We start from the raw sequence: 15,769 nt of genomic DNA on the forward strand, positions 1-15,769 counted from the left end.
CGCGCCCGACTCCCCCACCGGGACCGAAACCCCCCGACGACGGCATCCCCGCAGGGGCACAGTCAGAGCTGAAGCTCGGCCACCAGACGCTCGGCCTCCTTGCGGGCCGGCACCAGCAGCGGATCCTCCTCGTACGCGTGGGGGCCGACGGTCTTCGACAGGAAGAACAGCGACATCAGCTTGCCGTCCCGGCTCTCCAGGTCCGCGCGCCGCTCCCGGTGGACGCGGTCCGCGAGCGCCGGGACGGCCAGCGCGTTGCCCCACAGCGTCGCGGCGTCCAGGCCCCGGGGCGCCGTGCCCCAGTCCTCCCAGTCGATGAGGGAGAACTCCGGTCCCATCACGTTGGCCCAGGTCAGATCCACATGAGCTGGCGTCCACCGCTCGATCCGCGTATCGGCCACCCCGGGGAAGACCTCCCCGAGGGTCTGGGTCACCTGCTCCCGCGTGATCGTCACGGTGTCCGGCGTTGCGATCCGCGGCGTCTGCTGTGAGGCAAGCGCGTCCAGCGAAGCATTCAGCGCTTCCCACCACTCGTCCGGCAGGCCCGGGTCTTCGAGTACCGGGGCGCCCCTGCCGACAGACGGTGACGGGATCAGCTCCAGCTCATCCGCGCGCCACATCACCGGCTCGCCCGGCTCGCGCCACGCCACGCCCTGGTATCACTCGGGCATCGCGACCCCTTGCAGCACAGCAGCGGCCTCGGTCCCGTTCCAGCCCTGCGGGCCGATCCGCTCGAATCCCCGGCGCTCGATACGCACCCACGTACCCCGCTCCGTACGGCCCCCCAAGGACCGGCGCTTGCGTACCAGCGCCTCCCGGTCCAACCGCACGTGCAGGGCCGCTTCCACCCGTTCCAGCACGTCTTCGACCGGCCGACGGCGTAGGTCCACTCGGGCAGCGACAGGCGGGGAAACAGCCATCATGACCTCCTCGGCGAACGGATGACCGTAGCAGCGGCGGGCCCCGACACGACCTAATCGTCGACGTCCAGCGCGGCAACTCCTGCCCCTTCTGAGAGGGTTGCCCGTCCATGCGCACCGGTTCAACAACGCGGCAGAGGCGATCCGGAGTGAGACAGCTCCCACGCGGAAGGGGTACCCCTCGCTGAGGAGCACCCCTTCTGACCTGCGCACATTCTGACCTACTGCGGTGGGTGTGGGATTTGAACCCACGGTGACATCGCTGCCACGACGGTTTTCAAGACCGTTCCCTTAGGCCGCTCGGGCAACCCACCTTCGCTTCCGGCCGTTTGGGGCGGAGCGGGCTACAGCGTACCGGGTGGGGGGACGGGGCGGGGGCGGGCGGGGCGGTCTTGCGGTGGTTCCGGTGGTCGCGTCCCGCATGTCCCGGGTGCGTGAAGATCAACTGAAACGCCAGGTTAGAGTCCCGTTCGCGGCGTCTCCGCGTTTCTTGAGAAGAAGTGAGGTCCCCAGGGTGCAGGGCACGATCGACGGGTTCAGCTATGGCATGGTCACGCCCCTCGTGGGCTATGTGATGGCCTGTCTGGGCAGCGCGCTGGGACTGCGCTGCACCGTGCGGTCGCTGGCGCACGGGCGGACCCGGAAGCCCGGGTGGCTCGCGCTCGGAGCCGCGTCCATCGGGTGCGGGATCTGGACCATGCACTTCATCGCCATGCTGGGCTTCCAGGTGCGCGAGACGCGCATCACGTACGACGGGACGCTGACCTTCCTCAGCCTGCTCGTCGCCGTGCTCGTCGTCGGCGCGGGTGTCTTCACCGTCGGCTACCGGGGAGCCCGTCCGCTGCCGCTGGGGGCCGCCGGTCTCTTCACCGGGCTCGGCGTGGCGGGGATGCACTACCTGGGCATGGCCGCCATGCGGATGAACGGCGCCGTGTCGTACGCCCCGGGCGTCGTCGCCCTGTCGATCCTCATCGCCGTCGTCGCCGCGACCGCCGCCCTCTGGGCCGCCGTCTCCGTACGGGGCTTCGCCGCCAGCCTCGGCGCCAGCGTCATCATGGGCGTCGCCGTCACCGGGATGCACTACACCGGCATGGCCGCCATGGACGTCCGGGTCGACCACGGCGCCCACGCCACCATCGCCCCCACCGGCACCACCGCCTTCGACGTGCTGCCGCTGCTCGTCGGCCCGCTGATCTTCCTGGTCTTCGCCGCGGCCGTCGTCATGCTGGACCCGATGCTCATCATGGGGGACGACGAGCCCGGCACCCGGCCCGTCCAGCGCCTCGACATCGGCGACCTCCAGTCCACCCTGAACGCCGACAACAACTGGGGCGCCACCACCAGCACGTACTCCTCCACGGAACAGCAGCAGCAGCCCCGCTGGTAGCACGTATCCGAACGAAGGAACGAAGGAAAGGGAAGGCGCCGGGACCCGTCCGGCGCCTTCCCTTTCCCGTACCGCTCCCGTACCCGCTCCGCACGCGCCCGCACGCGCCCGCGTGCGCCCCGCTCAGCTGTCGCCGGTGCGCTCGCCCAGGACCACCGTCGTCGTGGACGTCTTGCCGCCCCGCTCGTAGGTGACCTTCACCGGGTCGCCCGGCTTGTGCGTCCAGATCTCGCTGATCAGCGTCGGACCGCTGTCGATCTGGTGCCCGCCGAAGCCGGTGATCACATCGCCCGCCTTCAGGCCCGCCTTCGCCGCCGGGCCGTCGGCGGTGACCGAGGGGGTGCCGCCGGAGCCCTGGGGCGCGATCGTGGCGCCCTCGCCCTTCTCGTTCATCGTCACCGTCGCGCCGATCACCGGGTAGACCGGCTTGCCCGTCCTGATCAGCTGCTGGGCCACGTTCCGCGCCTGGTTGACCGGGATCGCGAAGCCGAGGCCGATCGAGCCCGCCTGTGACTGGCCGAAACCGCTGCCGGTGGACTGGATCGCCGAGTTGATCCCGATCACCGCGCCGCTCGCGTCGAGCAGCGGGCCGCCCGAGTTGCCCGGGTTGATCGACGCGTCCGTCTGCAGCGCGCTCATGTACGAGCTGCCGCCGCCGTTCCCGTCGCCCGAGGCCACCGGACGGTTCTTGGCGCTGACGATGCCCGTCGTCACCGTGTTGGACAGACCGAACGGCGCGCCGATCGCGATCGTCGAGTCGCCGACCGCGACCTTGTCCGAGTCGCCCAGCGGCAGCGGCTTCAGCCCCTTCGGCGCGTTCGTCAGCTTCAGTACGGCCACGTCGTAGCCCTGGGCCCGGCCCACGACCTCGGCGTCGTACCGCTTGCCGTCCGGGAAGGTCACGGAGAGCGTGCCGCCCTCCGCCGCCGACGCCACCACGTGGTTGTTGGTGACGATGTGGCCCTCCTGGTCGTACACGAAGCCGGTGCCCGTACCGCCCTCGCCCTGCGCGCCGCCGGACTTCGCCTGGATGGTGACCACGCTCGGCAGCGCCTGCGCCGCGACCGCCGCGACCGTGCCCGGGTCGCGCTTGAAGGCCGCCGGGGCGTCGCCGGAGGAGACCGTCGTCGAGCTGGGGCCGTTGTCGCCGCGCTCCGCCGCCCAGTAGCCGATGCCGCCGCCGACCCCGCCCGCGACCAGCGCCGCGACGAGGACCGCCGCCACGAGACCGCCGGTCCGTCCGCGCCGTCCCGAGGGGGCCGGGGGGCCGGGCGGGACCGGGGCGCCCCAGGCCGGTACGGCCGGCGGAGGCGGGGGCCAGCCACCGGCCGCCGCTCCGGCCACCGCGCCCGTCGCCCCCACAGCGACCGGTTCGGGGGCCGGGGCGGCCGGGGCGGAAGCGGGAGCGGGTGCCCCTGCCGGGGGGACCGGGGCCGAGGAGGAGGCCGGGGTCGTCGGCAGGGCTCGGGTCCGCTCCTGCTCACCCGCCGACGGCGTCGGCGGGGGCTGGACGGGCTGCGGAGGCGTCGGCAGCGACCGCGTCGGCTCCGGGTCCGACGGAACCGGCACGTCCGACCGGCTCGCCGGGAAGGTCTCCGTCGCCGGGAAGGTCTCCGTGGCCGGGTCGGGGTTCGTCGGGAGGGGCTCGGTCCGGTCCGGGGTCGCCGCCGAGGGGGGCGGCGGAGGGGCGGACGGGGCAGCCTGGTCCGCCGGAACCGCCGTGCCCTCGTTCTCGGTGCTCACAGCTCGCTCTCCTCGTTGACTGCGCGGGGTGGGGTGGGGTGGTACCTGCGGGGCCATCTGCTGGCTCCAGGGTGCTGCACCAGCTTTTCCCACAGGACGTCAGGCCACCGTAAGCCGTAGCTGTGCGTACGCACCCCTACTTTTACATACGGACAGAACGGACAGCCTGCGGTGTGCCCCTCCCACCCCGCCAATGGCACCATGTCGCCGTGACTCACGCACGGCAGCACCCGCCCCGCGTCCCCCTCCAGGTCGTCGCCCACCGTGGAGCATCCGAGGACGCACCGGAACACACCCTGGCCGCCTATGTGAAGGCCATCGAGGACGGCGCCGACGCCCTGGAGTGCGACGTACGCCTCACCGCCGACGGGCACCTCGTCTGCGTCCACGACCGGCGCGTGGACCGCACCTCGAACGGCCGCGGGGCCGTCTCCGCCCTCGAACTCGCCGATCTCGCCACGCTCGACTTCGGCACCTGGAAGGGCCGCGAGGACTCCGGCGAGAGCCCCGACCGGCGCGACCCCGGCTCCACCTCCGTGCTCACCCTGGAGCGCCTCCTGGAGCTGGTCTCCGACGCGGGGCGCCGGGTCGAGCTGGCCGTCGAGACCAAGCACCCCACCCGCTGGGCGGGCCAGGTCGAGGAGAAGCTGCTGCAGCTCCTCGGCCGGTTCGGGCTCGACGCGCCCGCGTCCCCCGAGGAGTCCCCGGTACGGGTCATGAGCTTCTCGGCCCGCTCCCTGCACCGGATCGCCGCCGCCGCGCCGACGCTGCCGACCGTCTCCCTCGCCCAGTTCGTCTCGCCGCGCATGAGGGACGGGAGGCTCCCGGCGGGCGCGCGCATCGCGGGCCCCTCGATCCGGATCGTGCGGCACCACCCCGCCGTGATCCTGCGGCTCCGGAAGGCGGGGCACCAGGTGCACGTGTGGACGGTGGACGAGGAGGAGGACGTGGAGCTCTGCGAGCGCCTCGGGGTGGACGCGATCATCACCAACCGTCCCAAGCAGGTGCTGGCACAGCTGGGCCGCGGCTGACTCCCGCCCCCTTCGCCGCCGTCCCCGAGCGCCCCCTCCCGAGACGCCTCCGCACCTCCTTCCCCTTGTGCCACAAGGGGTGGAGCCCGTACGGGGGTGTGCACCGGCGCGTTCCGTACGTACGCGATCGTCACGAGTGCCTCATCCCACGCGGATTGGCCGGTTTCCGGTCCAGTCCAATGGGGCATCCACACGGTGGCGTGGGGCAAAGGAGGTCTCGGGGGTGGCGTTGGTGGTGGCACAAGAGGTGCCCACGTCGTCGAGCATGGCCGTACCCCATGGCCCTGCGGGCGTGGGAGAAGCGCGGCACCGGATGCGGGACGAGCTGTACCGCAACGGGGTGTCCGACGCGGTCGTGGACGACGCGGTCCTGATCCTTTCCGAACTGCTCAGCAACGCGTGCCGGTACGGCAGACCGCTGGGGCGTGCGGACCGGGGCGAAGGGGACGTACGGGCGGCCTGGCGGGTCGACCGCTCGGGCGGTCTCAGAGTCGAGGTGACCGACGGGGGCGGTCCGACACGACCCGTCCCGTCGACCCCCTCGGTCACCGCACGGGGCGGACGCGGGCTGAACATCATCAGCGCGCTGGCACAGGACTGGGGCGTACGGGACAGCGCCACCGGCGAGGTCACGGTGTGGGTGGTCGTCACCGAAGGACACCGCCGCGAGGACTTCGCTACGCGCGTCGGCGGCGGCTCGGGCTTCGACTTCCTGGACGCGTACGACGATCTGGACTGAAGCTCCGGATCGGGCGGTCGGATCGGGCGGTCGGGGCGAACAGTCGGGGCGAACGGTCCGGGCCGAGCGGCCGGGGGCTCGCGACCGGCACCCCGCGACGGGCGACGGCGGCGCGGACCGTACGACCACGTGCCGTACGGGATCACGTGCCGTACGGGATCACGCTCCGGGCAGGCCAGACACCGCACGGGATCAGGCGCCGGGCGAGGTCAGGCGCCGTACGAGTTCCGGCACCGTACGGGCCCGTGGTCACCGGCCCGTACGGGACCGCCCGTCGGCGCCGTCCCCGTGGCGCGGGCGGCGGCCCGCCTGAGAGGTGGCGGTGTCCCGTGCGGCTAGGCTCGCGGCCGGAACAGCCACCGCACCGCCGCGATCGGGAGAAAGCCACACCATGGCCAAGAAGCGCCCCCAGACGAAGGCCGGCAAGACCGGCCAGGCCCAGGTCACGAGCGGGGAGATCCCGGTCGTCGGCGCGCGGGAGCCGTGCCCGTGCGGTTCGGGCCGCCGGTACAAGGCGTGTCACGGCCGGACCGCCTCGCACGCCGTGACCGAGCTCGTCCAGCGCCCCTTCGAGGGCCTGCCCGGCGAGTGCGACTGGGTCGCGCTGCGCGAGCTGGTGCCCGCCGCGACCGTCCCGCTCACCCTGAAGGACGGCCTGCCGGAGGGCGTCCCCTCCGTGACGCTCGCGACCGTGCTGCCGATGGCGTGGCCCGCGCTGCGCCGCGACGACGGCTCGGTGCTGCTCGCCCTCCAGAACGACTCCACCTCCGGCGACCTCGCCCGCGACCTCGCCGACACCCTCCAGCGCGCCCTGGCCGCCGAGCCGGGCACCCCGGTCCCCGGCCGCCGCGTGCCCGCCGAGGGCCCCCGCCTCCAGGACCTGCTCGACACGGACGCCGAGTTCGCCCCCGAGGTCCACTCCGGGTTCGAGTTCTGGATCCCGCAGTCCGCCGACGGCGCCGACCCGGAGGTCGCCGCCTCCCTGGAGCGGGCCAACGCCGCCGCGATCCCGACCGTCAAGCTGACCGGCGTCGACTCGGCGTACTGGTGCGAGACCCCGGACAAGAACCACCTGCGCTGGGTTATGCCGTACCCGGAGGAGAAGCTCCTCGACGCGCTGGCCCGCCTCCAGGCGGCCGACGGGACCTCGATCGGCGAGGACACCCGGCTCGTCGGCTCGTTCCGCGCCCACGGCCTGATGGTGCCGGTGTGGGACCTGCCGACGTCGATGACGGCGGAGGACTGCGAGAAGCCCGCCGCCGAGTTCGCCGAGCGGCTCGCCGGGGCGCTCGCCTCGGACGCCCCGCTGACCGCCGAGGAGCGGCGCGCCCGGGGCGGCCTCACGAACCGTCAGGTCACTCTCAGCTGATACCCCGGGTGGTATCGGTCACTGACAGACCGGCCAGTCGGTGACTTCCGCCACAACACGGCGGTGGCACGGGTAAATCCCTGTCCGAATAACCGAGATCGAATTTGCGAACAGCAGATCTCTTGTTACCGTTCTGGAAGCCCGGTCGCTGGTGCATCCCCCGTCGCCAGCGATCGGGCGTTTCCATGCCCTCTTCCAGCCGCTCCGGCCGGGGACGGACTCAACTCCCTTGGGCGTCCGCCGCGTTGCTGCCCGCCCGCAACAGCAGCGGGGTGCTGCCCCCCTCGCCCGCACCGGCGAATTCCGCGACCGCCGTATGGGCCGTCGCCGCACCGCGCCCCCGCTCCCTCGGCGTCTCGCAGCTCCCGGGTTCGTCCTGCGCCGGAACCGCGCAGTGGACCTGCACGGTCCGCCCGCCGGGGGCCATGAGGGTCAGAAACGCGTCGAGATCCTGTCCCGAGGCGTTCCGGTAGTACGTACGCGCCCAGAGGTCGGGCCCCTCGGACAGCACGCAGGTCTGCGCCTCGACCCCGTCCGGGGAGGCGAGTTCCGGTCCGCAGCGGGTGACCCGCTCCGGCACCTCCGCGACGGAGGTCCCCGAGGACGCGGCCCCTCCCGGAGCGGAGGCCCCGAGAGCCCCGGCGGAACCGGAAGCCCCGGAAGCCCCGGCGGAGTCGGAGACCTTGGAGGAGCCGGTCGTACGGGGGACCAGGCCGAGTCCCGTCAGCAGTCCCCCGGGCTTCGCGTCGGCCCCACCGGTCTTGCTGGCCCCACTGGCCCCACTGGTCTCACCGGTCTTGCTGGCCCCACCAGACCCGACAGGCCCACCGATCTCACCGGTCTCACCGATCCCACCGGATTCGGTGACTCCACCGCCCCCGCCGACCGCTCCCCTCGCGCCCGCCCGGACGCTCGGTTCGCCCGTCTGGCCCGCCATCGCGACGAGCGGCAGCAGGACGGCGGCCGTGACGGCGGCACCCAGTCCGACCACACGAAGGTTCACCGGGCTCATGCGCTCCACCTGCCCTGCTCGGCCGGAGACCGCGGCCGGAGATCCTGAACGGTGGGGCGAACATAGCGGCGCCCGGCGGCCGTCCCGCCGGGCGCACGCCCGTTTCCCCGGGAAGTCGGCCCCGGACGCACCCGTTCGGGTGAACGCCCCGGGCCCCTCCGGAGCCCCGCCCGATCAGTACGTCAGTCGGCTCCCGCCGCCCGGAGCGCTGGTGCTCGCCTCCACCAGGGCGTCGACCACCGCCTCCACGTCCGGCAGCCACGGCCGGGCCGAGCCCGCGAGCGGGGCGCGCTCCCACCGGACCTGACCGGTCCCGGTGACCGAGGGCGGCAGCACCAGATAGCCGCCCTCGCCGTGGAACCGCAGCGAACTGGGCACGCTGTCCTTCGCGTACAGCAGCTCCCCGAGCCGTTCGAGCCCGTACGGGGCGACGAGGATCGACCACCGGGTCGGGGTCGCCACGACCGGGCCCAGGCGCATCCCCGCCGCGTCGAGCGCGGCGAGCGCCCGCGCGCCCGCCACCGCGGGCAGGCTGACCGCGCAGGGCGCGCCGCCGCCGGTGGCCAGGAGCACCGGGGCGTCCGGGCGCCTGGTCCACCACCAGCGGATCATCCGCTCGTCGGTGGTGGCCGCGAGGAGGACCGGTTCGTGGGGATGGGCGCCCGGCACCACGCAGTCGGGGTCGGGGCAGGCGCAGGACCGGACCGGGGGCACGGGAGCCGCCACCGCCGGACCGCCCGCCGGGCCCGGGCCCGGGGTCTCGGCGGGGCCGCCGACCGTTCCGGAAGGACCGTCCGCGATGCCCGGCGAGCCGGGGGCGCCGTCCGCGTGCTTCGACGGGCCGGAGACACCGCTCGCGGCGCCCGACGGGCCGGGGGCGTCACCCGTGGTGCTCGACGAGCGGGAGGCACCGCCCTCGGTGGTCGACGGGCCGGGGACACCGGCCGTCGCCGGGACCGCGGCCCCGCGCGTGGCCGTGCGGGAGGCCGCTCCCAGACCCGCTCCCGGCAGGACGGGCCAGCCCCATTCGACGGCGAAGGCGACCGCCGCGTCGAGCCGGGCGGTCCTCACCTTGCGCCGGGACCGGAGCCTGCGTCGCATTCCGAGGATCTCGCGCATGAGCGCTCGTTCCTTTCCGTTGAACGCCGAATCCACATGACACCATGTGCAGGACACTTCACTGTGCGTATCAGCGCGTACCGGGTCGGCGGGGCACCGGCCCCGTCGAGCGGGGCCGTCCGGGCCGTGTCCAGGTGGACCACGTGGAACCGGGTGGAGCAGGGGTCGGATCCAGGTGGCGCCAGGTCAGAACGAGGTGGAGCCGGGTCAGCACCAGGGGCGGGTCGGAACAGGTTCCCCGCCACTCGGTGACGGGCTGCGGCCTGCGGCATGAAAGACGCCGGGGTCCCGCTTCGCGTTCCGGGACAGCGTCAACTGCCCCTGCCTGTCATCGACTACGTACCCAGCACGCTCGGAATGACGCGCTTTCAAACGACGCCAGTCGACCGCAAAAGGTGCACACTGGGGGCAATTTTCAGCCAAGTTCCCATGGACTTCAACCCCTGTGCGCGACCTCACGGACACCACAAGTCCCGGGGGGACAATGCTGGACATCGTTCGTCTTGTGCGTGTACATGTGGATGCATCGAGCGGCTCATGATGACATGGGGGTTTGCGATGCTATGGCGCCAAACGGACCGGTCGGAAAGCCGACTGCCATGAGTGCCCCGCACTCACCGAAAGTGGCCGGAATCAATTCCACTGTTCCCGGCCCCCCGCACACTGCTTCGCCCCTTCCCGGGGTCCCCCCGGCCACGGCACCCTCCGATCCGGTCCCGCCGCCCGGCGCGCTGATCCAGGACCGGCTGGCCGCCTGGGTCTCCGACCTCACCACCCTGCACGAACTCACCGAGCGCCTCATCAGGACCTCCTCCCTCGACGAGGCCCTCCGCGAGGTGCTCGACGCGGGCGCCGCCCTCGTCGGGGCCCGCCGTGGCATGGGCGTCCTCGAACCGGCCGACGGACTCGGCCCCACCGCCACCCTCGGCCTCGGCCTCGCCCACGCCGACCTCGGGATCATCGAGACCGTCCCCCGCGCCACCAGCAGTTACGGGCGCCTCCTCGACTGCCTCCCCGACCCCGCCCGCCCCGAACGGGTCCCCGACCCCATCACCATCCGCGACCTGCGCACCGAGGAGGGCCTCGACCCGCGCCACCGCGAGGTCGCCGCCCGGCTCGGCTTCGCCGCCAGCTACGCGCTGCCCCTCGCCACCGAGGAGACCGGGCGGCTCGGCGCGGCCGTCTGGTTCTACGACGAGCCCGCCGAACCCGACGCCCGGCGCCGCCACCTCGTCGGGCTCTACGGACGCTTCGCCACCGAGCACCTCGCCCGGCTCCTCCAGGTCGAGCGCGCCCGCGCCCGGCTCAGCACCGTCGCCGAGGAACTGCTCCCCAGCCGGCTGCCCCGCGTCCCCGGTGTCCGGCTCGCCGTCCGCCACCGCACCGGCCCCCGGGGCGGCGGCGACTGGTACGACGCGCTGCCGCTGCCCGAAGGCGCCCTCGGGCTCTCCGTCGGCTCCGTCACCGGGACCGGCCCCAGCGCGCTCGTCGCCATGGGACGGCTGCGCGCCTCCCTGCGGGCGTACGCGGTGATGGAGGGCGAGGACCCCGTCGCCGTCCTCTCCGACCTGGAACTCCTGCTCAGGCTCACCGAACCCGCGCGCTCCGCGACCGCCCTCTTCGCCTACGCCGAACCGGACCGGCGCCGGATCGTCCTCGCCGGGGCCGGGCACGCCCCGCCGCTGATCGTGGGTGAGCGGCGCACCGAGTTCGTCGAGACCTCGCTGTCGGCCCCGCTCGGGATGCTCTCCTGCTGGGAGGCGCCCAGCGTGGAGCTGTCCCCGGCACCCGGAGAAACGGTGCTTCTCTACACCGACGGGCTGCTGCGCCGTACCGGCGAGCCCATGGACCGCGCCTTCGCCCGGCTGCGCTCGGCCGCCGCGAGCGTGCCGAAGACGGACCGGGACGACCCGGGGGCGCTCGCCGACCACGTCCTGAGGACCCTCCTCCCGGGCGGCCTCGACACCGGCGCGGACGGGGAGGACGTGGTCCTGCTCGCCGCCCGCTTCGCGTGACGCGCCTTCGGTCCGGGCGGGGTCGCGGCGCGGTCCGGGCACGGTCCGGACAGCCCGCCGTCCCCGTGGCCGAGGGTCGCGGGCCCGTGAGCGACCAGGACCGGAGCGTGACATTCCGGTAATGGGCCTTCCGGCCCTGGGACCCCTTCCGTACGACCGTACGATGGTGGAGGTTCAGTGTCGTACCAGAGGAGGCAGACCCGTGGCCGAGGAGCTCACGCCGGAGACCCCGGAAGAGACCGAAGAGCAGGCGATCAAGCAGCGGAAGAACGGCCTGTACCCGGGCGTCTCCGACGAGCTGGCCGAGAACATGAAGTCCGGCTGGGCCGACACCGAGCTGCGCGGTCTGGAGCCGATCGCCCAGGCCGACCGCACCGCCGAGCGCCGCGCCGCGCTCTCCGCCCGCTTCCCCGGCGAGCGCCTGGTGGTCCCCGCGGGCAATCTGCGGACCCGGTCGAACGACACCGAGTACGCCTTCCGCGCCTCCACCGAGTACGCGTACCTCACCGGCGACCAGACCGCGGACGGCGTCCTCGTCCTGGAGCCGGCCGCCGAAGGCCACGAGGCCACCCTCTACCTGCTGCCGCGCTCCGACCGGGAGAACGGCGAGTTCTGGCTCGACGGCCAGGGCGAGCTGTGGGTCGGCCGCCGCCACTCCCTCACCGAGGCCGAGCAGCTCCTCGGCGTCCCCGCGAAGGACGTCCGCGAGCTGGCCGGTGCGCTGCGCGAGGCCACCGGACCCGTCCGCGCGGTGCGCGGCCACGACGCGGGCATCGAGGCGGCCCTGACCGACAAGGTCACCGCCGAGCGCGACGAGGAGCTCCGCGTCTTCCTCTCCGAGGCCCGGATCGTCAAGGACGCCTTCGAGATCTCCGAGCTGGAGAAGGCCTGCGCCGCCACCGCCCGGGGCTTCGAGGACGTCGTGAAGGTCCTCGACAAGGCCGAGGCCACCAGCGAGCGCTACATCGAGGGAACGTTCTTCCTGCGCGCCCGCGTCGACGGCAACGACATCGGCTACGGCTCCATCTGCGCCGCCGGTCCCCACGCCACCACCCTGCACTGGGTCCGCAACGACGGCGACGTGCGCTCCGGCGACCTGCTGCTGCTCGACGCGGGCGTGGAGACCACCGAGCTGTACACCGCCGACATCACCCGCACCCTGCCGATCAACGGCCGGTACACCGAGCTCCAGCGGAAGATCTACGACGCCGTGTACGAGGCGCAGGAGGCGGGCATCGCCGCGGTGAAGCCCGGCGCCGCCTACCGCGACTTCCACGACGCCGCCCAGCGCGTCCTCGCCGAGAAGCTCGTCGAGTGGGGCCTCGTCGAGGGCCCGGTCGAGCGCGTCCTGGAGCTCGGTCTCCAGCGCCGCTGGACCCTGCACGGCACCGGCCACATGCTCGGCATGGACGTCCACGACTGCGCCGCCGCGCGCACCGAGGCGTACGTCGAGACCACCCTCGCGCCGGGCATGTGCCTGACCGTGGAGCCGGGCCTGTACTTCCAGGCCGACGACCTGACCGTGCCGGAGGAGTACCGGGGCATCGGCGTCCGGATCGAGGACGACATCCTCGTCACCGAGGACGGCAACCGGAACCTCTCGGACGCGCTGCCGCGCCGCTCCGACGAGGTCGAGGCGTGGATGGCCGCGCTGAAGGGCTGATCTCCGCGTACGTTGGATCCGAGGGGCCCCGTCGACCGACCGGCGGGGCCCCTCGCCGTGGTTCCGGGCCCGGCGGGGCCCGTCGGATCGGGGCCCCTCGCCGTGGGCCCGCGCGCTTCGTGGCACGCCTTCGCCGCGATCCCGCGCGGCGGGTCCCGTCGTCCCGTGCCGACCGCCCCGCACGCCCGGCCGGTCCGATATGTCCGGTCCGACATCTCCGGTCCGGCTGGCTGGCTGGCTGGCTGGCTGGCTGGCTGGCCCAGTACACCCGGTCCCGTACGTCCGGTCCCGGCCCGCTGCCGCGCCGTCAGGCCAGCAGCAGGGAAGGGCTGTCCTTCCACTTCAGGATCTTGTCGAAGCTGACCACCGCGCCGCCCCGGCCCGACCGGTTGCCGAAGTGCACGTGGTCCGCCAGCTCCGCGATCAGCCGCAGCCCCCGGCCGTGCTCGGCGTCCGCCGGGGCCGGAGGGACCCCGGCCGGTCCCGGCTCCCCGCCCTGACCGGGGAAACCGGGGCCCGAGTCCGCCACCTCGATGCGGCAGGTCTCGCCGTCCAGGTACGCCGTCACCCGGTAGGCCCTGCCCCCGGCGCCGCTCCCGTCCGTGCCGCCCCCGCCGTGCTCCACCGCGTTCGCGCACGCCTCGGTCAGCGCGACCGACAGTTCGTAGGACACGTCGGGATCGACCCCCGCCGTCTCCATCGTGCCCAGCAGCAGCCGCCTGGCCAGCGGCACGCTGGCGGCCTCCCGCCGCAGATGGAGTGACCACCAGATGCTCATGCTCCAGCCTCCCGGCAGCGGCTCGACATACCGATACCTATTGCCGGGCGGGACCCTTCGTAAGCGCCGAAAGGCGTCAAGAGCGCTCGTTCGGCGGATGCACCGCACCGGTGAGCCGGTGTATGTCGCCCCGAAGACCTCCAAGCGCCCCAAGAACGACCTTACGGACCTGCCTCCTGACGGTGGGGGCCGTGGTGCGATGATGGGCCCGCCATGACTGCCCCCGCGCTCGCTCCACGGCTGCTGAGGGCCGCGGTGTTCACCGCGGTCTGTGTCGTGCTGTCCGCGCTCGGGCACGCCCTCGCCGCCTGTGCGGGCATCGCCCCGTGGGCGCTCGTGGCGGGCTTCCTCGGGGTCTTCGGGGTCACGGTCCTCTTCACCGGGCGCGAGCGCTCGCTCGGTTTCGTCGTCGCCGCCCTCACCTGCGGGCAGCTCGGTCTGCACGTCCTCTTCGGTCTCGGACAGCGCCGGCTCACGCTCGGCCCCGAGGCCGACGACGCCCTCGTCCGGATGGCCGCCCGGTTCGTCTGCGGGGCGGGCGCCGCGGCCCTCGACCCGGCCGACGCCACCCGGATCGTCCGCGACGCGGGGATCGACCCCGCCACCGCGGCGACGGGCGCCGGAGCCCATCTCGGACACCCGGCCGTCGCCGCCTCCCCCGCCGGGGAACTGGTGCCCGGTCTGCCGATGCTCCTCGGACACCTGCTCGCCGCCCTCGCCACGGGCTGGCTGCTGCGGCGCGGCGACCGCGCCCTCGTCCGGCTCGTGGAACTCTCCGAGCAGGGCGCCACGGAACTCGCCGAATGCGCCACGGTCCGCTCGCTGCGGGCCGCGCTCCGGCTCGTACGGACCCTGCTCCGGGGGCTGTCGGCCGCTCCGGGCGCGGGTCCGGCGCGGGTGGTCCGGACCGCCTCCGACTCCTCGCCGCCGCCGGTGGCCGAGGCTCTCCAGCACACGGTGATCAGACGCGGCCCCCCGGCCGCCGACTGCGTCCTCGCAGCCTGACGGCTGCGTCCCGGCAGTCCGACACCGCCCGCCCGCGGACCGCTCGACACGAGAGCGCGACCGCGATCGTCCGCACGCCCGTGGAGGCTCCTTCCTCCGTCCGGCGCGCCGGACGCCACCCCTTCTCTCCTCGCTGGAGTGTTTCCGCCATGACCGTTCTCCGTGCCTCCTCCCCCTCCCGGGTCTCCGCCTCCCGGATCTCCGCCTCCCGCTCCCGGGTCTCCGCCTCCCGGGTCGCCCTCGCCGGTGGCATCGCCCTCTCCTCCGTCGTACTGCTGTCCGGCCCGGCGTTCGCCCATGTGAGCGTCCAGCCGCAGGGCGAGGCCGCCAAGGGCGGCTACGCGACCGTCAACATCAAGGTCCCCAACGAGCGCGACGACGCCTCCACCGTGAAGCTGGAGGTCAGCTTCCCGCTCGACCACCCGCTGGCCTCCGTCATGCCCCAGCCCATCCCCGGCTGGAAGGCCGAGGTGACCAGGACCAAGCTCAGCAAGCCGCTGGAGCTGCACGGCAAGAAGATCAACGAGGCCGTGTCCAAGGTGACCTGGACCGCCGACGGTTCGAAGATCGGCCCCGGCCAGTTCCAGCAGTTCCCGCTCTCCCTCGGCCAGCTGCCCGAGAACGCCGACCAGCTCGTCCTCAAGGCGATCCAGACGTACGACAACAAGGAGGTCGTGCGCTGGATCGAGGAGCAGAAGGAGGGCGCGGAGGAGCCGCAGAGCCCCGCCCCCGTCCTGAAGCTCTCCGCCGCCTCCGAGGACCACCACGGCGGCGCCGCCCCGTCCGCGTCCGCCGACGCGGGCAAGAAGGACGGCCACGACGGCAAGGCCGGTCACGACGGCGAGGAGAAGGCCGCCGCCGACTCCTCCGACACCACCGCCCGGATCCTCGGCGTCATCGGCATCCTCGTCGGTGTGGCCGGTGTCGCCTTCGGCGTCCTCGCCGGTCGCCGCCGCTCGGCCTGACGGCCGCCCCTCATCCCGAACAC

Annotated in this window: 12 protein-coding genes, 1 tRNA gene and 1 pseudogene; 8 read left to right on the plus strand and 6 right to left on the minus strand. The window is 73.4% G+C overall.

Annotation, left to right across the window (positions count from 1 at the left end):
- Positions 1–62: 62 nt before the first annotated feature.
- Positions 63–920, minus strand: a pseudogene (locus ACFXGN_RS04635) (hypothetical protein).
- Positions 921–1,147: 227 nt separating this feature from the next.
- Positions 1,148–1,234, minus strand: a tRNA-Ser gene (locus ACFXGN_RS04640).
- 200 nt (positions 1,235–1,434) lie between these two features.
- Between ACFXGN_RS04640 and ACFXGN_RS04645 the strand changes: the two genes are divergently transcribed.
- Positions 1,435–2,307 (plus strand): MHYT domain-containing protein, encoded by an 873-nt coding sequence (locus ACFXGN_RS04645; RefSeq protein WP_384853435.1) that lies wholly within the window; start codon positions 1,435–1,437, stop codon positions 2,305–2,307.
- Between the two features lie 123 nt (positions 2,308–2,430).
- Here the strand turns inward: ACFXGN_RS04645 and ACFXGN_RS04650 are convergent, their stop codons facing one another.
- A complete protein-coding gene (locus tag ACFXGN_RS04650; protein WP_384853438.1) occupies positions 2,431–4,050 on the minus strand; it encodes a S1C family serine protease in 1,620 nt (539 codons plus the stop codon).
- A gap of 209 nt (positions 4,051–4,259) precedes the next feature.
- On the opposite strand from ACFXGN_RS04650, the gene ACFXGN_RS04655 reads away from it, so the two are divergent.
- The 3 genes from ACFXGN_RS04655 to ACFXGN_RS04665 all read left to right on the plus strand — a co-directional run bounded on the left by ACFXGN_RS04655 (position 4,260) and on the right by ACFXGN_RS04665 (position 7,189).
- Complete coding sequence (locus tag ACFXGN_RS04655) at positions 4,260–5,081, plus strand: glycerophosphodiester phosphodiesterase (RefSeq protein WP_366445333.1); 822 nt, start codon at positions 4,260–4,262, stop codon at positions 5,079–5,081.
- 136 nt (positions 5,082–5,217) lie between these two features.
- Positions 5,218–5,820 carry an ATP-binding protein gene (locus tag ACFXGN_RS04660; RefSeq protein WP_384853441.1) on the plus strand — a complete coding sequence of 201 codons (603 nt, stop codon included), beginning with the start codon at positions 5,218–5,220 and terminating at the stop codon, positions 5,818–5,820.
- 391 nt (positions 5,821–6,211) lie between these two features.
- On the plus strand, positions 6,212–7,189 hold the full coding sequence (locus tag ACFXGN_RS04665; RefSeq protein WP_384853444.1) for a DUF5926 family protein: 978 nt from the start codon (positions 6,212–6,214) through the stop codon (positions 7,187–7,189).
- 220 nt (positions 7,190–7,409) lie between these two features.
- Here ACFXGN_RS04665 and ACFXGN_RS04670 read toward each other — a convergent pair whose 3' ends face one another.
- Entirely contained in the window at positions 7,410–8,201 is a 792-nt protein-coding gene (locus ACFXGN_RS04670; RefSeq protein ID WP_384853446.1) for a hypothetical protein, read from the minus strand.
- Between the two features lie 174 nt (positions 8,202–8,375).
- Positions 8,376–9,002, minus strand: a complete 627-nt coding sequence (locus ACFXGN_RS04675) for a bifunctional DNA primase/polymerase (RefSeq protein ID WP_384854483.1) — start codon at positions 9,000–9,002, stop codon at positions 8,376–8,378.
- Positions 9,003–9,883: 881 nt separating this feature from the next.
- On the opposite strand from ACFXGN_RS04675, the gene ACFXGN_RS04680 reads away from it, so the two are divergent.
- Positions 9,884–11,335, plus strand: coding sequence for a PP2C family protein-serine/threonine phosphatase (locus tag ACFXGN_RS04680; protein WP_384853447.1), 1,452 nt, complete (start codon positions 9,884–9,886; stop codon positions 11,333–11,335).
- Positions 11,336–11,537: 202 nt separating this feature from the next.
- Positions 11,538–12,998, plus strand: a complete 1,461-nt coding sequence (locus tag ACFXGN_RS04685) for an aminopeptidase P family protein (RefSeq protein ID WP_384853449.1) — start codon at positions 11,538–11,540, stop codon at positions 12,996–12,998.
- A 307-nt stretch (positions 12,999–13,305) separates the two neighbouring features.
- Here ACFXGN_RS04685 and ACFXGN_RS04690 read toward each other — a convergent pair whose 3' ends face one another.
- Positions 13,306–13,776, minus strand: coding sequence for an ATP-binding protein (locus tag ACFXGN_RS04690; protein WP_384853452.1), 471 nt, complete (start codon positions 13,774–13,776; stop codon positions 13,306–13,308).
- Positions 13,777–13,989: 213 nt separating this feature from the next.
- On the opposite strand from ACFXGN_RS04690, the gene ACFXGN_RS04695 reads away from it, so the two are divergent.
- Positions 13,990–14,781 carry a hypothetical protein gene (locus ACFXGN_RS04695; protein WP_384853455.1) on the plus strand — a complete coding sequence of 264 codons (792 nt, stop codon included), beginning with the start codon at positions 13,990–13,992 and terminating at the stop codon, positions 14,779–14,781.
- A 149-nt stretch (positions 14,782–14,930) separates the two neighbouring features.
- Positions 14,931–15,746, plus strand: coding sequence for a YcnI family protein (locus ACFXGN_RS04700; protein WP_384853456.1), 816 nt, complete (start codon positions 14,931–14,933; stop codon positions 15,744–15,746).
- The last annotated feature ends 23 nt before the right edge of the window (positions 15,747–15,769 follow it).

It is taken from the genome of Streptomyces sp. NPDC059247 (genome assembly GCF_042754005.1).
In the GTDB taxonomy this organism is placed as follows: domain Bacteria; phylum Actinomycetota; class Actinomycetes; order Streptomycetales; family Streptomycetaceae; genus Streptomyces.

Bases quoted from the DNA above. Each gene is read 5' to 3' on its own strand.
- ACFXGN_RS04680 (WP_384853447.1), top strand. From the start codon at position 9,884: ATGGCGCCAAACGGACCGGTCGGAAAGCCGACTGCCATGAGTGCCCCG.
- ACFXGN_RS04700 (WP_384853456.1), top strand. From the start codon at position 14,931: ATGACCGTTCTCCGTGCCTCCTCCCCCTCCCGGGTCTCCGCCTCCCGG.
- ACFXGN_RS04695 (WP_384853455.1), top strand. From the start codon at position 13,990: ATGACTGCCCCCGCGCTCGCTCCACGGCTGCTGAGGGCCGCGGTGTTC.
- ACFXGN_RS04665 (WP_384853444.1), top strand. From the start codon at position 6,212: ATGGCCAAGAAGCGCCCCCAGACGAAGGCCGGCAAGACCGGCCAGGCC.
- ACFXGN_RS04670 (WP_384853446.1), bottom strand. From the start codon at position 8,201: ATGAGCCCGGTGAACCTTCGTGTGGTCGGACTGGGTGCCGCCGTCACG.
- ACFXGN_RS04690 (WP_384853452.1), bottom strand. From the start codon at position 13,776: ATGAGCATCTGGTGGTCACTCCATCTGCGGCGGGAGGCCGCCAGCGTG.